Below are 18,293 nucleotides of genomic sequence, written 5' to 3' on the forward strand. Positions count from 1 at the left end.
CGCGTGTCGTACTCCATCGGCAGTAGTACGCATTGCCTGCTCAGGTACGACGACGTGAAGGGCCGAACGAGGGATCGTAGTCACCATGAAGGCCGACCGTTCGCCGCACCGGGCACCGCGCCCACGCCGCACGCCGAGGAGGGACTCATGAGCGCGCTCGCGCTGTCCGTCCTGCTCTCGTTCGTCTCCGCCGTCGCGTACGCGGGCGGCGCGATCGTGCAGGAGCAGGTCGCGCTGACCTCTCCCGACCAGACGTACGCCCCGCTGCGCCGCCCCGGCTGGTGGGCGGCCGTCGCCCTGTCCGGCCTCGGCGGCGTGCTGCACGTGGTCGCGCTCGCCTACGGGCCGCTGAGTCTGGTGCAGCCGCTGGGCGCGCTGACCATCGTGTTCGCCCTGCCGATGGCGGCGGTCTTCGTCGGCCGCAGGGCCGGGGCGACCGCCTGGCGCGGCGCGATCATGGCCACGGTGGGTCTCGCGGTCCTGCTCGCCCTGGTCGGTTCGGCCGACGCGCAGTCCCTGAGCAGCACCCAGCGCACGGTGCTGGCCGTGGTGGCCGGCGGCGCGGTGGTGGCGTTCATGGTCGCGGGCCGGGCCGCGCACCGGCACCCCGCCGTGCGCAGTGTGCTGCTCGCGGTGGGATCGGGCACGGCCTTCAGCATGTCCTCGGTGTTCACCAAGACGGTCGCGGTCGACTGGGAGCACCAGGTCTCGCTCTCCGACCTGCCGAGCCTCGCGCTCATCGGCGTCTTCGCGACGGCCGGGATGCTGCTGTCGCAGGCCTCCTACCGCGGTGGCGGCCTCGCCGCGCCGCTGGCCACGCTGACGGTCGTGAACCCCGTCGTCGCCGCCGCCGTGGGCATCACGATGTTCGGTGAGACGTTCCGCTACGGCGAGACAGGCACCGTGCTCGCACTGGCCTGCGGGATCGTCGCCGCGGGCGGTCTGATCCTCCTCACCACGGAGCAGATCGGCAGCACCCCGCGTCCCGCCGAGGACGTCCCGGCCGAGGACGCGGCGTGCGCCGGGCCGGACGACACGGCCGTCGCCGTCCCCGCGACGCCGAAACCCGTCCCCGCGACGCCGGACCCCGTCGAGGAACTGCTGCTGCTCGCCGTCCTTCCCGGCCGGGCCGTCCCCCCGGCCCGCGCCGGCGACGTCGGGCACGGGATGGCCGCGGGGCACGGCGAGGACGCCCTCGTACCCCCCGTACCGGCGTCGGTGACGGCGCCGTCCCCGGAGAGCGAGTCACCGCGGGACGCGCCGTCCGGGGGTGTGGCTGGTTTTGGCCCTCTGTACGCGCCGTACATACCGACGACGCCGCTCCCGAGGCCCCGGCGCACCCGCGTCAGATCCTGACGCCGCCCGCCCGCAGGTACGCCAGCGGGTCGACGTCGGTACCGAAGCCGGGCCCGGTCCGCACCTCGAAGTGCAGATGCGGGCCCGTGCTGTTGCCCGTGGACCCGGAGCGGCCGATGCGCTGCCCCTCCCCCACGCTCTGGCCGTCCTTCACGGAGATCGCCGACAGGTGGGCGTACTGCGTGAAGCGGCCGTCGGCGTGCCGGATGACCACCTGGTAGCCGAACGAGCCGCCCCAGCCGGCGCTGACGACATGGCCCGCGGCGACCGCCTTCACCGAGGTACCGGTGGGCACCGGGAAGTCGACGCCCGTGTGGTAGCCCTTCGACCAGGACGCGCCGGCGGCGTGGTACTGCGTCCCCGTCGCGGCGTTCACGGGGGCGACCAGCGTGTGCTGCTTGGTGGAGTGGTCCGGTGTGGTCCTGTGCGGCGTCGTCTTGTGCGGGGTGGCCTTGTGCGGGCCGGCCTTGTGCGGGGTGCTTCCGTGATCCGCGGGCTGCTTCGCCGGTGCGCCCGGCGTGTGCACGGGCGCCTGGGCCTTGCCGTGCAGGTCCAGGCGCTGGCCGGGGAGGATCAGATCGGGGTCGGAGCCCACGGTCGCGCGGTTCGTGTCGTACAGCCGCTGCCATCCGCCCTCGACGTGCCGGGAGCCGGCGATGCCGGAGAGCGTGTCACCGTGGACGACGGTGTACATCTCGGCCGTGCCCGCGTGCGATTGGGGCGTGGTCTGCGGCTTCACGTCACGGACCGAACGCTTGGCCGTCTGCGGCGAGGTGCTCGCGGTGGCCGGCCGCGAGGAGCCGCCGGACGGGTCGACGGCGGGCGTGCCGCCGCCGCGGGTGAGGCCCGCGCGTACCGAGCAGACCGGCCAGGCCCCGGGCCCCTGGCCCTTGAGCACCTTCTCGGCGATGGCGATCTGCTGGTCCTTGGTGGCCTGATCCGCGCGGTGGGCGTAGACCTTGCCGCCGTACGCCTCCCAGGTGGACTGGGTGAACTGCAGCCCCCCGTAGTAGCCGTTGCCCGTGTTGATGCTCCAGTTGTCGCCGGACTCGCAGGCGGCGACCTTGTTCCAGGTGTCCACGTCGGCCGCGTGCGCCACGCCGGTGGCGATGAGCGGGAGGGCCATTCCGGCACCGCCCGCCGTGACGGTGAGTGAGGCGCGGTTGATCCTGTTCGGCTGATACCGGCGGTGCCGGCCGCGTACGGCCATGTGGGAGCCCCCTCGACATGCGTCAGGAGCGGCAAAAGTAAACGCTGCGAACAGGCCAGGACAAGACGGCAATCAGCCGTGCTGCGCCGGGGATTGGCCCGGTGGCCGGCGGCCCGCGAGCGCCCTCCCCTCCAAGAGCGCCACTCGCGGCAGAGCGGCGTGCGCGGCGATCCGAAACACCGGGTGATATCTCTCGTGTGGAGATCGCCCCCGCCTCACCGCGTCGACGGCTGAGGTACCGAGGGGTTGTTCTGCGTACACATCCTCGACGCGTCAGGATGGCCAGAGGCGATGATGGCCAGAGGCGATACTGACGAGCACGACCGGCACTACCGAATACAGGACCTCTTACAGGACCTTTAGGAGCCAACCGTATGAGCACTTCAGCCCAGATCGGCGTCACGGGTCTCGCGGTCATGGGGCGCAACCTCGCCCGCAACTTCGCACGCAACGGCTACACGGTCGCCGTGCACAACCGCACCGTGGCCAAGACGAACGCGCTGGTGGAGGAGTTCGGTCACGAGGGCAGCTTCGTGGCCGCGGAGACGGCGAAGGAGTTCGTGGCCGCGCTGGAGCGGCCGCGGCGCCTGGTGATCATGGTGAAGGCGGGCGAGCCGACCGACGCGGTGATCCAGGAGTTCGCCCCGCTCCTCGAGCCCGGCGACATGATCATCGACGGTGGGAACGCGCACTTCGCCGACACCCGGCGCCGGGAACGCGAACTGCGCGGACAGGGCATCCACTTCGTCGGCACCGGTGTCTCCGGTGGCGAGGAGGGCGCGCTGAACGGGCCGAGCATCATGCCCGGCGGCTCGCCGGAGTCGTACGAGTCGCTCGGCCCCATGCTGGAGAAGATCTCCGCGAAGGCCGAGGACGGCGCCCCGTGCGTGACGCACGTCGGCCCCGACGGCGCCGGACACTTTGTGAAGATGGTCCACAACGGCATCGAGTACGCCGACATGCAGCTGATCGGCGAGGCCTACCAGCTGCTGCGCGACGTCGCCGGGTACTCCCCCGCGCAGATCGCCGACATCTTCCGCACCTGGAACACCGGCCGGCTCGACTCGTACCTGATCGAGATCACGGCGGAGGTCCTGTCGCACGTGGACGCGGCGACGGGCAAGCCGTTCGTGGACGTGGTCGAGGACCGCGCCGAGCAGAAGGGCACGGGCCGCTGGACCGTGCAGATCGCGCTCGACCTGGGAGTCCCGGTCTCCGGTATCGCGGAGGCGGTCTTCGCGCGCTCGCTGTCCGGGCACGCCGATCTGCGGGCGGCCTCGCGCGGCCTCGCGGGCCCCACGGCGGAGCAGCTCGACGAGGTCGACGCGGCGGCCTTCGCCGACCGCGTGGAGCAGGCGCTGTACGCCTCGAAGATCGTGTCGTACACGCAGGGCTTCCACGAGATCACCGCCGGCAGCGACGAGTACGACTGGAACATCGACCTCGGCGCGGTCGCCTCGATCTGGCGCGGCGGCTGCATCATCCGGGCGGCGTTCCTGGACCGTATCCGCGCCGCGTACGACGCCCGGCCGGACCTGCCGAGCCTGCTGTCCGACGACACGTTCGCGCAGGAGATCGCGGCGGCCCAGGACGACTGGCGCGAGGTCGTGGTGGCCGCCACCCGCCAGGGCGTGCCGACGCCCGGATTCTCCGCGGCCCTGGCCTACTACGACGCGCTGCGCGCCGAGCGGCTGCCCGCCGCGCTGACCCAGGGACAGCGCGACTTCTTCGGGGCGCACACCTACCGGCGTACGGACCGGGAGGGCTCGTTCCACACGCTGTGGGGCGACGACCGGTCGGAGGTCGAGGCGTAGGCGTCCGCACCACCGAGGCCGTCACATCCCCGGGCTCGGGGATGTGACGGCCTCGTCGTCGTGCGGATCGCGGGGTGTCTTCGTCCCACCCCGCCGGATTCCCGTTCGCCGGATTCCCGTCCGCCGGATCACCGTCCACCGGATCACCGTCCGCCTGGCTGCTCAGGAGAGGGGTGGTCCCGGTTCGGGCTGCGGTACCGGCTCGGGTCCGGGCGGCACCGGTCCCGGTCCCGGCGGCGGAGGAGCGGGGGACGGCGGCGGAGTGGGTTCCGGGGTGGGACGGGGACCCGGGTCCGGCGTCGGTTCGGGGAAGGGGTTCGGGTCCGGGAAGGGCTGCGGGCGGTCGGGCCCCGGCCCGGGGGTGGGACCGGGTTTCACCGGTTCGGGGTGCGGATGCGTCATCGTGTCCTCCAGCCAGTCGGTACGTGCCAGTCGGTACGTCCCTGTCGGTACGTCGGCTCTGGACTTGTCCCACGCGTACCCGGCCCCCGCGCGCCCACTCACCCCGTCGCGCGAGGGATGCGGACCGGTTGGTTCTGCGCGCTGACCGGTCGGGTCCGCGCGAGCCGTACCGCGTCCGCCCCGGCCGCGAGTCCCGGGCGGGGACTCGACAGGACCGGAACCACGGTCGTGGCCAGCCGCTGGGCCGGCGCCATGGACGCCTGGGCGAGGACGATCACATCGGCGCCGGTGACCGAGTCCGCGCTCGCCGCGACCGCGGCGGCGAAGCCCTCCCGGTCGCCCGACTCGAAGCGGGCCCACGCGCCGTGGGCCAGCAGGGTGCGGACCGTCACGGGCCGGCCGGCGGCGCGGGCCTCGTCCTCGACGAGGGCGACCGTCGGCGCCAGGGTGCTCTCCAGCGCCGCCACCACCGTGACACGCGGGCCGATGGCCACCGCTGCGGCGGCCATCGGGCGGTCCACCCGCAGCACGGGCACACCGGCCTCCGCCCGCTCGGCGATGCCGCCGATCGTCGAGCACGTGCACAGCACGGCGCCCGCCCCGTCCGCGACGGCCCGGCGGAGCGCCTCCCGCACCTCGCCCGCGACCGCGGCCGGGCCCTCGATCCGGGCCCGGGCCAGCAGTTCCTCGTCCACCGTGTGCCGCAGTTCCAGGCCGGGACGGTCCTCGTCGCGGAGCGCGTCGAACACGGGAACGTGCACGGGCGAGGTGTGCAGCAGGGCGAGCACACCGCCCGGGACCGGCCTCCGAGGCGTCAGATGCCTCCGAGGCGCCTGAGGCATCAGAAGCGTCCGGGATGCGCCTGGAGCCACTCCATCGCCGCGTCCAGCAGCTCCGGGTCGGCCGCGGGGGCCTCCTCGGGGTGACGCGCCGCCCACTTCACGACGTACGGGCACAGCGGCGCGACCACGACGCCCTCGCGTGCGGCGATGGTGTACAGCTCACGGGCGAGGGAGCCCGCGATGCCCTTTCCCTCGTGCTCGGGCTCCACGATGGTGTGCACGGGGACGAGGGCGGGCGCGGGGGCTTCGAGGACGAAGTACTCGATGTGGCCCACCACCTCGTCCCCGGCGAGGGCCTCCAGACGCCCGGCCGGCCGGTCGTCACGGATCACGATGTCGCTCATGGGTACTCCTCGAGTCCTGGTTCCTCGGGTCCTGGTTCCTCGGCCCCGGCCCGCGGATCCGCCGGTCGGGCGGACGGCCTCGGACGCCCCCGGACTTTCTCGGCGGGGGCTCAGGCGGTGACCGCCTGGGGGCTGCGTTCCTGGTCCGAGCCCGGCACCGGCGCGGACGGATCGGCCCCCAGGGCCACGATCCGGTTGTCGCGGTCCACGTGCACGACCCGCGGCCGCAGTGCCCGCGCCTCGGCGTCGGAGACCTGAGCGTAACTGATGATGATCACCAGATCACCGGGGTGGACGAGATGGGCCGCCGCACCGTTGATCCCCACCACCCCGGAGCCGCGCTCGCCCTCGATGACGTACGTCTCCAGGCGCGCGCCATTGGTGACGTCGACGATGTGGACGAGCTCTCCGGGCAGCAGATCCGCGGCGTCGAGCAGATCGGCGTCGATGGTCACGGACCCGACGTAGTGCAGGTCGGCCTGGGTGACCGTGGCACGGTGGATCTTGGACTTGAACATGGTGCGCAGCATCGAGGGCACTCCTGGACGTAGGCTCCCTGCCTGCTTGTCGCAGGTCAAGGGCTTTCGTCACTGTACCCCGGCACGCCTCCGTCCCGGCATGCCTTCGCCTCGAAAACCTTGCAGAACATCGTGCGCTGCGGTGGGGAGGCTTTCCGCCTGCGCGACTTGCGGAACTCATGCTGCCACGAAGCCGTCAGCCATAGGCACGTACGGAAAGCCGCCTCGAGCGTTCACCGGTACATCGTGGATCACGACCATGGACTGCTCGTCGCCTGGAGCGCGACGGCGTGAACCCCGTCGCCCACGAGGCGGCGATACGGGCCCTGCGCCGGGACATGCCGGGACTACTGCGCGGTCACCGATTCCGTACCGAGCAAGACCGTCGCCGCGCTGGAGAAGACCGGTACGTGAGCGTCCGCAAGGGCTGCTTCGGCAAACGGCCCCGCACCTGGGTCGCTCCCACCCCCACCGGCCGCAAGTCGCTCGCCGCCACCTGGCCGCCCTGAGGACGCCAACCGGAGCCGCCCGCCGGGCCGGAGCCGAGGTGCCGGACGCCGGTGGTGCCGACGGGGAGCGGACATGGAAATGCCGCTGGGCGCCTGAAGGGGCACAGGCGCCCAGCTTTGGCGCACCGCCCGCCAGCAGGCAGATGGTTCAGCAGCCCCGGTGCGCCGAGACGGAGACGCCGGCTCCGAACTCCGCTGCGTTGGTGCAGGCGGTGTAACCGGAAAGGAGCTGGTCTGTGGCGTTCAGGACGTTCCTTCGATGAGTGAGGTGTGAACCGCGGCCTCTTTCCCTCTGCACCTGTTCGACCGCACACGTCACAGGCCCGACCCGGCTACGGAACAGGGACCTTGATCGCGCCGAGAGCCCCGTCACTGAGGTTCGCGACCGCTCCTTCATCGACACCCCATTCACCCGGCTACTCCGAGCAGAACGCGGAGGTCAAGACGATCTCATGTAGCCGCCGTCCCCTCACGCCGACGCTGGTGGGAACGATCTGCGGCATGGACTTCGGCCACGTACGGCGACCGCACCTGCTGTTCGACCACGCCTTCCCGATCGGCCTGATGTGCTCGGTTTACCTGACCCTGTTTGTCTTCTTCAAGAAGCGGGACTGGCTGTAGGCGCGGAGGACTTGGCATGCTGACCGTATGACGGCTGTGGAGGGGATCGACATCGACGGCTTCCGTCACGAGATCCCTTTGACGGAGCTCTCCTGGCGGCCGAGCGTCTACGCGGTACTGCTGCGGGAGAACACCGTCCTGCTCGTTCCGCAGAAGGACAGGGGGTTCGATCTGCCGGGCGGCGGCGTCGAGTTGGGAGAATCACTTGCGGAGACAGCCGCCCGGGAGGTCAGAGAGGAGACCGGTCTGCGGGTCGACCCCGGTCCTGTCGTGGCGGTCCGGGAGTCCTTCTTCGTCTGGGCTCCGGACGACCCTGTCGCACGAGCGGCCTACCAGTGCCTGATGTTCTACGTCACCGCCACGGTGATCGGCGGAAGCCTGAGCACCGCGGGTTTCGACGAAAGGGAGCGAAAGGACGCGGATCTGGCCCGCTGGATCCCGCTGGACGACCTCGCCACGCTGAAAGTGGCGAGCAGCGCCGACTTCCGTCCTGTCGTCATGGCCGTTGCCGTCGAGCGCCGTTGAGAGTTCGAGCCCGGCTTTCTATGCTGGCCTCGGTACAGGTTCCTCCATCGCACGGCTTGACACACGTCCGGACCAGGCTGATGTAAGGATGTATCACACGTGGAGCCGTTGTCGCTGGTAGTTCTCGCGGGAGGGCGGGGAAGCCGCCTGGGCAGGCTCACCGATTCCCGGCCCAAGCCACTGGTAACGATCGGTGGTCGGCCCATCCTGTGGCACATTCTCAAAGCCTACGAAGCCGCGGGTGTCTCCCATGCCGTGATCGCAGGCGGCTATCGCTATGAGCAGTTGAGTCAGACCTTCTCCGGCGACGAGACGGTGGATGTGGTGGACACCGGCCAAAGCACGAGCACCGCAGGTAGGCTTCTGCGGCTCGCCGACCGACTGCCGGAGACTTTCTGCCTCACCTACGCCGACGGCCTCAGCGACGTTCCGTTGACCGAAGTCATCGGTCTCCACCTCAGTCGGCGACCGCAGGCAACCATCACCGCTGTGCATCCACCCTCGCGTTTCGGCACCCTTGCGCTGTCCGGGAGCGCAGTCACCAGCTTCGAGGAGAAGACGACGCTGGAGTCGATCTGGGTCAACGGCGGATTCATGGTGCTCAACAAGAGCGTCCTCGGTCTAGTGGCAGGTGACGGGACCAGCCTGGAACAGGAAGTACTGCCCAAGCTGGCCGCCAGTGGACAGTTGGCTGCGTACCGCCACGAAGGCTTCTGGCACCCGATGGACACCACGACGGACATGGAACTGCTGAACCGTCTCTGGCACGGCAGGGCGCCGTGGCGAACGTGGTAGTCCCGCTCAACTCCGGCGCCCGTACCCGGTGATCGCATTTTCCAGGGTGGCACACACACGGTCGATCTCGGCCATGGACATGTCGTGGTAGCTGGGCAGGTTGACGGCGCGCGGGGCGAAGACGCGGGCAGTGGGACAGACGTCCGAGGTCTGCTCGAACATCGGTAGCGTGGAGAGGCTGGGGAAGACGACACGGGCGTCGATGCCCGCGTCGAAGAACACCTCACGCAGATATTGACCACGGATACCGGCCGGCTCAAGGCATTCGGCAGTCGGCATCCAGGCTCCGAGCCTGTCCTGCTGCCTGCACGTGTTCAGACGCACGGAGAGGAGCCCGTCCAGACGCTCACGGTAGAGCTCGAGGATCCGCGTCTTTCTGCGCACCAGTTCATCAAGCCGCTCCACCTGCCCGAGTCCGAGCGCCGCCTGCAGGTTGGACATCCGGAACTTGTAACCGATCGTCTCCGGCACGAAGTCCGCGGCCCGCCCCGGCGCGCGTCCATGGTTGTTGAGGACGCGCACCGTACCCGCGAGGTCCGTGTCCCGCGTCACAAGCATGCCGCCTTCCCCGGACGTCAGCGTCTTCGTCCCATGGAACGAGAAGACTGAGAACCGGCCGAGGCTGCCGGCCCGGTGTCCGTCGATCAACGTCCCGATGCCCTCTGCCGCGTCCTCGATCAACGCGACACCTCGCCTCTCGCACAGCTCTGACAGCCCCACGACGTCACAGGGATTGCCGTAGAGATGTACGGCGATCACGGCACGGGTCCTGTCCGTAAATCGGGATTCCACGGATTCAGGGGTGACGCACCAGGTCACGGGGTCGATGTCGGCGAAGCGGACCGTCGCGCCGAGGTGGACGGCAGGGGCGACAGACGCTATCCAGGTGATGTCCGGAACGATGACCTCATCCCCCGGACCGATCCCCAGAGCCGCCAGGCCCAGATGGAGGGCGCCGGTCGCGCTGGAGGTGCTCACCGCACACGGAACACCCACATGGTCGGCGAATGCCCGTTCAAAGCGCCGAATGTAGTCGTAACAGTGTTCACCCCACCCATGCGTAGCGGCGTCCAGTACGTAGCCGATCTCCAGTTCGGTGATCGAGGGGCGGGTATAAGGGATCCCGTCGTACCGCGTCATGCCACCTCCCCGCTCTCGTAGGCCCTGATCATGTCCCGACACACAGCCAGCGGCTCCTGGCCCTCGTGGACGAGTCGGTACCAACGGAACGTCTCCCGAATGGCTTCGTCGACGCCGAATCTGTTGGCGAAACCGAGCTCTCGGCGGGCCTTCGACGCGTCTATCCTCAGCCAGTCCGATTCGTAGGAGGCGTTCTCCCCGCTGCCGAGGATCGCCTCCCCTTGCGGATACAGAGTCCGGGCTCGGGCTACCACGGAGGCCACGTCAACGGTGTCGCCGGCGCGTGGGCCGAAATTGTAGGGTCCGTCCGGAGCCTCTCCCCGGCAGAGTCTCTCGGCGAGAGTGAGATAGCCCGTGAGGACGTCGAGCACGTACTGCCAGGGGCGCACATGGCGGGGATTGCGCACGAAGACCGGCTTTCCCGCATGCCACGCCCGGACGATGTCCGGAACGAGCCTGGACTCCCCCCAGTCGCCACCTCCCACGACATTCCCCGCACGAGCGCTCGCGACCCGGATTCCGGCCGGGCGCAGGAAGGTATCGCGGTAACACTCCGTGACGAGTTCGGCGCAAGCTTTACTCACCCCGTACGGCTCGTTCCCGCCGAGCAGGTCGGCCTCCTCGTAGCCGTTTCCAGGACCCCGGTTCCGGTAGACCTTGTCGGTGGTCGCCACGACGACCGCGGTCGCCGCTCCGCAGCACCGCACCGCTTCCAGCAGCCCCGCCGTACCCAGCACATTGTGGGAGAGAGTGCCGAACGGGTCTGCGAACCCGCGCGCGACAATCGCCTGCGCCGCCAGGTGCACCACGATCTGGGGCCGCGCGGTCTCGACCGCCCGGTGGAGCGCGCGGACGTCTCGCACGTCTCCGCGTAGGTCCCGACAGATGTCCTGCACACCTGCTGCCGAGAACAGGCTGGGATCATCGACCGTGGGCAGGCTGTATCCGGTCACCTCAGCCCCCAGATGGTCGAGCAGGACGACCAGCCAACTGCCCTTGAACCCGGTGTGCCCGGTGACGAAGACCCGCTTCCCGGCCCAGAACTCCTCGCTCAGCAGCCCCATATGCACGCGTACCCCCAGGCATTCGTCAGTACGTCAGCAGACCGCCGCTCACGTTGAACACCGCTCCCGTCATGTACTCGGCCGCGTCGGAGACCACGAATCCCACAACCCGGGCGATCTCCGAGGGGTCGGCCGGGCGCTGCCAGGGAATGGCCGCGGTCTGACGCGCGAGCGCGTCCGGGGAGAGCTGGCCACGCAGCATCTCCGTGTCGACGAGTCCGGGCACGATCGCGTTGACCGTGATGCGCAGAGGCGCGAGTTCGCGCGCGATACCGCGTACGAGGGTCACTACGCCTCCCTTGCTCGCGGCGTAGGCGAGGGAGCCGTCGTATCCGCCCGTCCACCAGGCGTCCGAGGCCAGGGCAACGATACGGCCTCCGGTGCCCTGACGGCGCATGACCCGGGCGCATTCCTGCGCCAGGAAGAACGTGCTCCTGAGATTAGTGCGGAGATGCAACTCCCAGTCCTCCACGTCGACTTCGAAGAACGGAGTGCGCTTCAGGATGCCGGCCGCGTGGACCAAAACATCGACGCCGCCCAGTTCCCGCTCGGCGGCCTCGACCACTCGGCACGCCGACGGGACCGCCGAGAGGTCCTCGGCCACGCGTGCGACGGGTGTGTTTCCCCAGAGCTCCAGCTGACTCATGCTGCGGTCGACGACGCAGACCGCGGCGCCCCTGTCCACGAGCAGACGGGCGACCGCCGCACCGATGCCCCGTCCGGCTCCCGTCACGATGGCCCGCCTTCCGCCCAGGTCATACGTGCCGGAGTCGTCTCTGGCGTCAGTCCGCCACGACGCCATGGGCGTACCGTTCAGTGAGAGTCGAGTCGTATGCGGGTAGAACGACGGCACCGGAGCTCTCCAGGAACTCCTGCAGCCGGGAGGACTCGGCCAGCGACCGGGTGAGTCCCAGCGGAGTCCGCCTTCTGAAGTTCTCGTGATGGAAGATCCCGTCGGTCCAGACCACCGGTCCGTCCCGCGTGCTGATGGTGACAGCGAGGGATTCGGGGTGATGGACGCCGACGGCAACCGACGTGACCCCGGGCACGATCACATCCTGGTCGTCCAGGAGATTGACCCGGTTCCAGGCGTCGAACAACACGTACTCCACGACACCTCTTGGTACGGACAGCTCTCGTGCCTGCGTCTGGTCGAGCACGTGGGAACGTGACGGTGCGAGGAACTCGGCCCATCCCGACCGCAGCAAGTGCAACGTGGCTCGGGGGAACTCCCGTACGTCCGAGACGGAATATGCCTGGAACGGGGAGAGAACGATGTCGGTGACGGCCTCGGGGCCGATTCCCAGGGCACTGAGCTGATCGCGGACGGAGGTGCCGAAGCGCATCCTCGCTCTGGGATGGCCGGAGTACTCCTCCCAAAGCCGGTCCAATTCCGGATCGGCGCGTGACATCCCCGCATTGACGAGGATGCGGCGGGACGCGTTGCGGATCAGCACGGACGAAAAGGCGAGGGTGACCCATTCGTCCCAGTGACTCATCCAGAAGACCTCCGGTCCGCGGACGTCCGCGCGGCCGAACTCCAGTACCCGCACCCCATACCGGTCGTCCGTCATGCGCTGAATCCCCCGTCGACCAGAAGGGTCGCACCCGTGGTGAACGACGAGGCCGGGGACATGAGGAAGTACGCCGACTCGGCCACCTCACGGGGTGAGGCGTATCTGCCGAGGGGGTGGGCGGCCAACTCGGCCGCGACGGCCTCGGCGTAGGAAACCGGTCTGGACAGCATGTCGGCATGCTGCATCGGAGTATCCACGGCACCGGGTGCGATCACGTTCACCCGAATGCCTCGGGGAGCCAACTCCCTTGCGAGCGCCTTGGCGAACATCATGAGGCCTCCCTTGCTGGCGCAGTAGGCAGCGAAGTTCTCCGCACCGCGCAGCGAGGAGATCGACCCGGTGAACAGGATCGACGCGCCGCGGCCGAGGAAAGGGAGCGCCGTGCGCGTGACGAGGAACGCTGCCGTCAAATTGGTGCCGATAATCGCGTTCCACGTCTCCAAGGAGGTCTCAGCCAGGCCCTGGTAGTGCGCCACACCGGCGTTGCTCCAGACTCCGGACAAGTATGTCCCCGGCGGAACAACAGCGGCGAAGGCGTCCTTGACGCTGTCGGCGTCGGAGACGTCGCAGGTGACGAAAACGGCGTCCCCTCCGCGGTCCCGTATCTCGGCGGCCACAGCAGCACCGGCCTGCTCGCGGTCCAGTAGGGCGACGGCGACACCGCGCTCGGCGAAGAGGAGGGCGGCAGCGCGCCCGATCCCCGAAGCCGCCCCCGTGATGACCACTCGGTCCTGAGTCTCCACTCGGTCTCCCTCCGCGTTGACCGCACGTCGGTGATCGGGCCCGCGCGCCCGGTGTCGAGTGCCGCGGCGACCGTCAGGGCAGGTGGTCGGTGTCGTGCAACCAGCGCGGAGACTCGATGAGTTCCACCCGTACACCGTCGGGTCCGAGGACGAGGACGACCTTGCCGCCACAGATGGGACCGATGGTCGGTACGACCGGATCGGACAGCAACTCGTACCCGGCTTCCCTGACCCGCCGGCACATGGCGTCGACGTCGGACACGGCGAGGGCGAGGTGGGCAGTGCCGGGCGCCGCACTGCGGGCGTCCGCGGCCCGGACAGAGATGTGCCCGAAGTGCACGAGTTCCACCGCGAAGGTGGAACCGGCTACGCGCAGAACGACCGCCTCCATCTCGTACCCGGGATCGGCCAACAGCGTCCCGAGGTAGGGCGCGCGGGGTGACCAACGAAAGGCGACTTCCAGTCCGAGGACGTCCACGAAGAACGGAAGAGCAGCGTCGATGGACGTGACGTGGATGCCGATGTGGTGCGGCGCCACCACCCTCGGAGCCGACTGCTTGCTCGGTTGCTGTACCACCACGGCTCTCCCCCATGAGCATGACAGTCACTCGCCCGGCCTTCGCCAGGCTAATGGAGGCCTTCTGCCCTGTCGATGGCCCGGGATGCGGCACCCCGTCCAAGGCGGGACACGGCCGCACCTCCGTTGACTGGCGTGTCTCATCTACGACTGTCGCGGTGTCGCCGCACCCACTACGCCGACCCTAGAATTCGACGGTTATCCAGAAACGGCGGAAGGAGCCACCGTGGCCTCGGACGATCGGCAGCAGCCCCAGCACCTGAACACCGGCGGCGGAGCATTTGTGGGCGGCAATGTCGACACCGGCGGCGGCGACTTCGTGGGCAAGGACAGCGTCAAGTCCGTCGTCCACGGATCGGTGGGTCATCTGTCCGTCGGCACGACCGGCGCAGGAGCGGCCGGAAGCTCGGACGACGTCTCCGTCGCCGGGTTCCAGAAGGCGCTGGCGGACTTCGTGGAACAACTCGAGCGTGCGGAGCTGAGTCCCGGTCTCAAGCGATCCGTCGTCGAGGACGTCGAGACCGTCACCTCGCAGACCGAGGAGGACGAACCAGACACCGACCTGATCATTCACAAGGTCGATTCGATCAGTCAGCTGCTCGGAAGAATGGCCGGCACGGTCACATCGCTGACGGGTCTTGCCGAGGTCGCGCACCAGCTCGTCGGATGGGCCACTCAGTTGTTCCGGTGATCGCCGGAGCTGGCTCCCCTGGACCAGTGGTCGTCAGCACCGTGAGTTCGGGCACGGCCACAAGGAACGCCGTCCCGGCCGCCACCGAGGTCTGCAACTGCGCAACCACCTCGTCGGCCAGGTTCCAGGGCAGAATGAGGACGTAGTCCCAGTCACCGGCCCCGAGCGACGAGGGCGGCCTGATCGGGATGTGACTCCCCGGCAGGTACTTGCCCTGCTTCGAGGGTGCCGCGTCATACACGACGGGCAACAGGTCAGGGCGCACGCCGGCGAAGTTCAGCAGTGTATTGCCCTTCGCCGCGGCACCGTACGCGGCGACCCGCGCTTTTCGGCGTCTCGCGTCGAGCAAGAAGTGCAGCAGATCGTCCTTGATCCTCTCGGCTCTGCCCTGGAGTTGCGCGTAGGTCCCGCGCTCCTCCAAACCCGCCTCGGTCTCCGCCCGGACGAGTCGGTGCACGCGAGGGGAGACGGACCGGTCCGCACCCTGACGCTGAACATGGATACGCAGGCTTCCGCCGTGTGTGGTCAGCCGTTCCACGTCGAAGACCTCGAGCCCGGCCCCTTCCAACACATGGCGGGCGGACCGCAGCGACAGGTAGGAGAAGTGCTCGTGGTAGATCGTGTCGAATTGGGCATGGCGCAGCAGACTGAGCACGTGCGGGAATTCCAGGGTCACCACACCGTGCGGCTTCATGATGGCGCCGAGCCCCGCGGCGAAGCCGTTGATGTCCGGCACATGGGCGAAGACGTTATTGGCGACGACCAGGTCGGCCCGGCCTCGCCGTTTCGCGACGTCAGCCGCCAGATGCGCCGAGAAGAACTCTTCGATGATCTCCATTCCGGCTGCACGTGCAGTCTGGGCGGCCTCGGCGGCCGGTTCGATCCCGAGACTTGGAATCCCACGCGCGGCGAAGATGCCGAGCAGGTGCCCGTCGTTGCATCCGATCTCCACGACCTGGGACCGCTCGTCCAGACCCAGCCGCGCGATGGCCTCATTGGCGAACGCCGCCACGTGTGCCAGCCAGAACCGCGACGTTCCGGACCGGTAGGCGTAGTCGGGCGTGAAGAGCAACTGTGGATCGGAGTGGTCCTCCAGTTGGAGCAGTGTGCACGTGGTGCAGAAGCGTGCGCGCAGCGGCAGATGAACCTCAGGCTCACTGAGCCGAGCAGCCGACAGGTACGCGTTCGACGGCGGCGCGAAGCCCAGGTCGAGCACTGGGTCACCCAACGCGGACGCACAGGACCTGCATCTCATGGCGTCACTCCCGTGAACCCAGGATCGAGGAGAGGAAACGAGCTGTCCCGTTCTGACAGCCGACAGACCGGCAACGGCCATGTCACGCGGAGCCGCTCGTCCTCCGCGTGGAGTCCGCGCTCGTCCTGCGGCGCGTACGCGCCGCTGTGGAGGTACATCACGGACACGTGGTCGGACATCGCTTGGAACCCATGGGCGAAGCCCGGTGGTACGAGCATGCTGTTCAGCCTGTCTCCACTGAGGGTTCGCGCGCACCATCCGAGAAACGTCGGCGACCCGGTGCGGATGTCCACGGCGACGTCCCAGATCTCGCCCCGGACGCAGGTGACGAGCTTGGCCTCCGTGCTGGGAGGCACCTGATAGTGAAGCCCACGGACGGTCCCGGCTCTGGAGGTCTCGGAAAAATTCACATGGCCGATGGACCAGTGCCAACCGACGGTGAGCAGGTCTTGACTGTCGAAGATCCGCGCGAATCTGCCCCGCGCGTCCTCCCGTGGCGTCCGCGTGATTTCCACGAGGCCGTCCAACTCCGTGCGACGGAAGACCATCACACCCCGATGAAAGCATCCGCCGCCGACGCTGACAAGCGGACCAAAGTACTGACGATCCGTCATATCTGTTGCCCTGATGCTGCGTTGGGTACCTTGGACGGTACGCTCGCAGTGGCACAGCCCGCGCGCGTACACCAAAGAGCTGAGTCGGTACGGAAGTCACAGTCACAGCCACTCGCACGGGCGACAATGCCTCTCGAACCGGAACTCGTGCCCGTAGTATCCATGCCCGACGGAGCGCCAGCCCGCCTCCTGCCAAAGAGAGAGGGAAATCCCTGTAATGCCGTTGTTCCTCACTTCGATTGCCTGCGAGGTAATGGACCAGATCGTGGTCGAAATGGACCGTGATCCACATGAGCTGAAGGTGGCTTTCATCCCCACGGCTTCTAATCCCTCCACGAACAAGGAGGGCACCGAGAACGACCGTGCAAAGCTCAGGAGCCTCGGTTTCCACGTCACTGATGTGGACATCGCAGCCACCCCCCAGGAGTACCTCCGACAGGCTCTCAAGCAGGCCGATGTCATCTTCGTCGGTGGGGGCAACACCTTCTACCTGCTGCAGGAGGCACGCCGGAGCGGATTCGACACGATGCTCCGTGAGCTCATCGAAGACGGCACACCGTATATCGGCTCGAGTGCGGGCTCAGTTCTATTGGGTCCCACCATCGAACCCATCAAGATGATGGACGACCCGAAGGAGGCTCCGGAACTCGAATCGTACGCGGGTCTGGGGCTCATCGACTTCGTCCCGCTCGTCCATTATGGCAACGAGGAGTTCGTCGAAGAGTACAAGACGGCCCTGGCTGATCTGTACGCGGCGGGTCCGAGGTTCGTCCTCGTCCGTGACCATGAATTCCTGACCGTCCAAGGCGATCAGTGGCGGATCAACGGATAAAACCCGAGGACCCCCAGGACTAGGAGCAGTCGTGGTGCACCGACTGGCTGGAAAGGTCGCTCTGATCACCGGAGGCTCCCGGGGGATCGGCCAGGCAACAGCGCTGGCGTTCGCCCGTGAAGGTGCCGAGGTAGTCGTCAACTACGTCCGGAACGAGGCTGCCGCGCGTCGAGTCGCCGAGGAGGTGACGCGGTCCGGGGGCAGCGCGACTGTCATGGCGGCCGATGTCGCACGCCCTGCCGAGGTGTCGTTCATGTTCGGTGCCATCGAGGAACGGTTCGGCAGGCTCGACATCCTTGTCAACAACGCCGGCCTGTGGGAGCCCGGACAAGGCCTGACCATGGACGGATCGCTCTTGGACGGTCTCTGGTCGGTGAACCTCAAAGGTCCCCTTCATTGCGCGCAGGCCGCGGCCGGGCTGATGCGCCGCCACGGCCAAGGACGCATCGTGAACGTCGCCTCGGTGGCCGGACTCGGGATGGCCACGGCGGACAACACGCCGTATTCTCTCACCAAAGCGGCACTAATCGCACTGACCAAGCGTCTGGCCCTCGAACTCGGCCCCACGGTCACCGTCAACGCCGTGTGTCCCGGTCTGATCGACACCGACATGATGGACGGGGACCACGCACGGACCACGACGTCCGGGATCGTGGGCCGGACAATCCTGGAACGGCCCGGCAGGCCGGACGAGGTGGCCAACGCCATCCTGTTCCTCGCCAGCGACGAGGCGAGTTTCGTGACCGCGCAGGCCCTGACCGTGGACGGGGGCCGCACGGACTTCGTGTCGCGCTCGGGGTGAGCACAACGCTTTACAGCGACACCGAACGGTGGCACACCTACAAGCAGCGAGTTCCCGCCCCG

21 protein-coding genes are annotated in these 18,293 nt (G+C 68.4%); 9 read left to right on the forward strand and 12 right to left on the reverse strand.

The window, feature by feature from the left end; all coding sequences use genetic code 11:
- Positions 1 to 147 precede the first annotated feature (147 nt).
- On the forward strand, positions 148 to 1,356 hold the full coding sequence (locus ACFVTC_RS11230; protein WP_390126315.1) for a DMT family transporter: 1,209 nt from the start codon (positions 148 to 150) through the stop codon (positions 1,354 to 1,356).
- Here the strand turns inward: ACFVTC_RS11230 and ACFVTC_RS11235 are convergent.
- Positions 1,346 to 2,566 carry a transglycosylase family protein gene (locus tag ACFVTC_RS11235; protein ID WP_390126317.1) on the reverse strand — a complete coding sequence of 407 codons (1,221 nt, stop codon included), beginning with the start codon at positions 2,564 to 2,566 and terminating at the stop codon, positions 1,346 to 1,348. The two genes, ACFVTC_RS11230 and ACFVTC_RS11235, sit on opposite strands and share 11 nt — an antisense overlap.
- Before the next feature lie 374 nt (positions 2,567 to 2,940).
- Here ACFVTC_RS11235 and gndA point away from each other — a divergent pair, with 374 nt between their 5' ends.
- A complete protein-coding gene (gene gndA / locus ACFVTC_RS11240) occupies positions 2,941 to 4,380 on the forward strand; it encodes an NADP-dependent phosphogluconate dehydrogenase (RefSeq protein WP_390126318.1) in 1,440 nt (479 codons plus the stop codon).
- Between the two features lie 500 nt (positions 4,381 to 4,880).
- Here the strand turns inward: gndA and ACFVTC_RS11245 are convergent, their stop codons facing one another.
- The 3 genes from ACFVTC_RS11245 to panD form a co-directional block, all read right to left on the reverse strand.
- Positions 4,881 to 5,570: an aspartate/glutamate racemase family protein gene (locus ACFVTC_RS11245; RefSeq protein ID WP_390126502.1), complete on the reverse strand. Its 690-nt coding sequence runs from the start codon at positions 5,568 to 5,570 to the stop codon at positions 4,881 to 4,883.
- Positions 5,571 to 5,623: 53 nt separating this feature from the next.
- On the reverse strand, positions 5,624 to 5,968 hold the full coding sequence (locus tag ACFVTC_RS11250) for a GNAT family N-acetyltransferase (protein WP_390126320.1): 345 nt from the start codon (positions 5,966 to 5,968) through the stop codon (positions 5,624 to 5,626).
- Between the two features lie 110 nt (positions 5,969 to 6,078).
- Positions 6,079 to 6,498 carry an aspartate 1-decarboxylase gene (gene panD, locus ACFVTC_RS11255; RefSeq protein ID WP_390126321.1) on the reverse strand — a complete coding sequence of 140 codons (420 nt, stop codon included), beginning with the start codon at positions 6,496 to 6,498 and terminating at the stop codon, positions 6,079 to 6,081.
- 278 nt (positions 6,499 to 6,776) lie between these two features.
- Here panD and ACFVTC_RS11260 point away from each other — a divergent pair, with 278 nt between their 5' ends.
- The 4 genes from ACFVTC_RS11260 (at position 6,777) to ACFVTC_RS11275 (ending at position 8,936) form a co-directional block, all read left to right on the forward strand.
- Positions 6,777 to 6,995 (forward strand): hypothetical protein, encoded by a 219-nt coding sequence (locus tag ACFVTC_RS11260; protein ID WP_390126323.1) that lies wholly within the window; start codon positions 6,777 to 6,779, stop codon positions 6,993 to 6,995.
- Positions 6,996 to 7,478: 483 nt separating this feature from the next.
- Positions 7,479 to 7,616: a hypothetical protein gene (locus ACFVTC_RS11265; RefSeq protein ID WP_390126324.1), complete on the forward strand. Its 138-nt coding sequence runs from the start codon at positions 7,479 to 7,481 to the stop codon at positions 7,614 to 7,616.
- Positions 7,617 to 7,643: 27 nt separating this feature from the next.
- Positions 7,644 to 8,141, forward strand: a complete 498-nt coding sequence (locus ACFVTC_RS11270; protein ID WP_390126325.1) for an NUDIX domain-containing protein — start codon at positions 7,644 to 7,646, stop codon at positions 8,139 to 8,141.
- A gap of 99 nt (positions 8,142 to 8,240) precedes the next feature.
- The gene (locus tag ACFVTC_RS11275) at positions 8,241 to 8,936 is read left to right on the forward strand and encodes a sugar phosphate nucleotidyltransferase (protein WP_390126327.1); all 696 of its coding nucleotides are present in this window, start codon (positions 8,241 to 8,243) and stop codon (positions 8,934 to 8,936) included.
- 6 nt (positions 8,937 to 8,942) lie between these two features.
- Here the strand turns inward: ACFVTC_RS11275 and ACFVTC_RS11280 are convergent, their stop codons facing one another.
- The 6 genes from ACFVTC_RS11280 to ACFVTC_RS11305 all read right to left on the reverse strand — a co-directional run bounded on the left by ACFVTC_RS11280 (position 8,943) and on the right by ACFVTC_RS11305 (position 14,040).
- Positions 8,943 to 10,076 carry a DegT/DnrJ/EryC1/StrS family aminotransferase gene (locus tag ACFVTC_RS11280; RefSeq protein WP_390126329.1) on the reverse strand — a complete coding sequence of 378 codons (1,134 nt, stop codon included), beginning with the start codon at positions 10,074 to 10,076 and terminating at the stop codon, positions 8,943 to 8,945.
- Positions 10,073 to 11,140 (reverse strand): CDP-glucose 4,6-dehydratase, encoded by a 1,068-nt coding sequence (gene rfbG / locus ACFVTC_RS11285; protein ID WP_390126331.1) that lies wholly within the window; start codon positions 11,138 to 11,140, stop codon positions 10,073 to 10,075. The genes ACFVTC_RS11280 and rfbG overlap by 4 nt, the downstream gene beginning before the upstream one ends.
- A 25-nt stretch (positions 11,141 to 11,165) precedes the next feature.
- Complete coding sequence (locus ACFVTC_RS11290) at positions 11,166 to 11,873, reverse strand: SDR family NAD(P)-dependent oxidoreductase (RefSeq protein WP_390126332.1); 708 nt, start codon at positions 11,871 to 11,873, stop codon at positions 11,166 to 11,168.
- A 49-nt stretch (positions 11,874 to 11,922) separates the two neighbouring features.
- Entirely contained in the window at positions 11,923 to 12,714 is a 792-nt protein-coding gene (locus ACFVTC_RS11295; RefSeq protein WP_390126333.1) for a hypothetical protein, read from the reverse strand.
- Positions 12,711 to 13,460, reverse strand: coding sequence for an SDR family NAD(P)-dependent oxidoreductase (locus tag ACFVTC_RS11300; RefSeq protein ID WP_390126334.1), 750 nt, complete (start codon positions 13,458 to 13,460; stop codon positions 12,711 to 12,713). The genes ACFVTC_RS11295 and ACFVTC_RS11300 overlap by 4 nt, the downstream gene beginning before the upstream one ends.
- A 73-nt stretch (positions 13,461 to 13,533) precedes the next feature.
- The gene (locus ACFVTC_RS11305) at positions 13,534 to 14,040 is read right to left on the reverse strand and encodes a VOC family protein (protein WP_390126336.1); all 507 of its coding nucleotides are present in this window, start codon (positions 14,038 to 14,040) and stop codon (positions 13,534 to 13,536) included.
- A gap of 223 nt (positions 14,041 to 14,263) precedes the next feature.
- Here ACFVTC_RS11305 and ACFVTC_RS11310 point away from each other — a divergent pair, with 223 nt between their 5' ends.
- A complete protein-coding gene (locus ACFVTC_RS11310; protein ID WP_390126337.1) occupies positions 14,264 to 14,728 on the forward strand; it encodes a hypothetical protein in 465 nt (154 codons plus the stop codon).
- Here ACFVTC_RS11310 and ACFVTC_RS11315 read toward each other — a convergent pair.
- The gene (locus ACFVTC_RS11315) at positions 14,658 to 16,064 is read right to left on the reverse strand and encodes a class I SAM-dependent methyltransferase (RefSeq protein ID WP_390126338.1); all 1,407 of its coding nucleotides are present in this window, start codon (positions 16,062 to 16,064) and stop codon (positions 14,658 to 14,660) included. The genes ACFVTC_RS11310 and ACFVTC_RS11315 overlap by 71 nt on opposite strands.
- Entirely contained in the window at positions 15,980 to 16,531 is a 552-nt protein-coding gene (locus ACFVTC_RS11320) for a dTDP-4-dehydrorhamnose 3,5-epimerase family protein (RefSeq protein ID WP_390126503.1), read from the reverse strand. Before ACFVTC_RS11320 ends, ACFVTC_RS11315 begins: the two co-directional genes overlap by 85 nt.
- 319 nt (positions 16,532 to 16,850) lie before the next feature.
- Between ACFVTC_RS11320 and ACFVTC_RS11325 the strand changes: the two genes are divergently transcribed.
- Positions 16,851 to 17,429, forward strand: a complete 579-nt coding sequence (locus tag ACFVTC_RS11325; protein ID WP_390126340.1) for a Type 1 glutamine amidotransferase-like domain-containing protein — start codon at positions 16,851 to 16,853, stop codon at positions 17,427 to 17,429.
- Between the two features lie 31 nt (positions 17,430 to 17,460).
- Positions 17,461 to 18,231 carry an SDR family NAD(P)-dependent oxidoreductase gene (locus ACFVTC_RS11330; protein ID WP_390126341.1) on the forward strand — a complete coding sequence of 257 codons (771 nt, stop codon included), beginning with the start codon at positions 17,461 to 17,463 and terminating at the stop codon, positions 18,229 to 18,231.
- Positions 18,232 to 18,293: the final 62 nt, after the last annotated feature.

The sequence above is a fragment of the Streptomyces sp. NPDC057950 genome (assembly GCF_042887295.1).
GTDB classification, from domain to species: domain Bacteria; phylum Actinomycetota; class Actinomycetes; order Streptomycetales; family Streptomycetaceae; genus Streptomyces; species Streptomyces kaempferi.

What these genes read in the sequence shown, in the direction of transcription:
- ACFVTC_RS11315 (WP_390126338.1), bottom strand. Translation starts at nt 16,064, where the DNA reads ATGGCCGTTGCCGGTCTGTCGGCTGTCAGAACGGGACAGCTCGTTTCC.
- ACFVTC_RS11280 (WP_390126329.1), bottom strand. Translation starts at nt 10,076, where the DNA reads ATGACGCGGTACGACGGGATCCCTTATACCCGCCCCTCGATCACCGAA.
- ACFVTC_RS11320 (WP_390126503.1), bottom strand. Translation starts at nt 16,531, where the DNA reads ATGGTCTTCCGTCGCACGGAGTTGGACGGCCTCGTGGAAATCACGCGG.
- ACFVTC_RS11235 (WP_390126317.1), bottom strand. Translation starts at nt 2,566, where the DNA reads ATGGCCGTACGCGGCCGGCACCGCCGGTATCAGCCGAACAGGATCAAC.
- ACFVTC_RS11325 (WP_390126340.1), top strand. Translation starts at nt 16,851, where the DNA reads ATGGACCAGATCGTGGTCGAAATGGACCGTGATCCACATGAGCTGAAG.
- ACFVTC_RS11270 (WP_390126325.1), top strand. Translation starts at nt 7,644, where the DNA reads ATGACGGCTGTGGAGGGGATCGACATCGACGGCTTCCGTCACGAGATC.
- rfbG (WP_390126331.1), bottom strand. Translation starts at nt 11,140, where the DNA reads ATGGGGCTGCTGAGCGAGGAGTTCTGGGCCGGGAAGCGGGTCTTCGTC.
- ACFVTC_RS11250 (WP_390126320.1), bottom strand. Translation starts at nt 5,968, where the DNA reads ATGAGCGACATCGTGATCCGTGACGACCGGCCGGCCGGGCGTCTGGAG.
- ACFVTC_RS11295 (WP_390126333.1), bottom strand. Translation starts at nt 12,714, where the DNA reads ATGACGGACGACCGGTATGGGGTGCGGGTACTGGAGTTCGGCCGCGCG.
- ACFVTC_RS11230 (WP_390126315.1), top strand. Translation starts at nt 148, where the DNA reads ATGAGCGCGCTCGCGCTGTCCGTCCTGCTCTCGTTCGTCTCCGCCGTC.
- gndA (WP_390126318.1), top strand. Translation starts at nt 2,941, where the DNA reads ATGAGCACTTCAGCCCAGATCGGCGTCACGGGTCTCGCGGTCATGGGG.
- panD (WP_390126321.1), bottom strand. Translation starts at nt 6,498, where the DNA reads ATGCTGCGCACCATGTTCAAGTCCAAGATCCACCGTGCCACGGTCACC.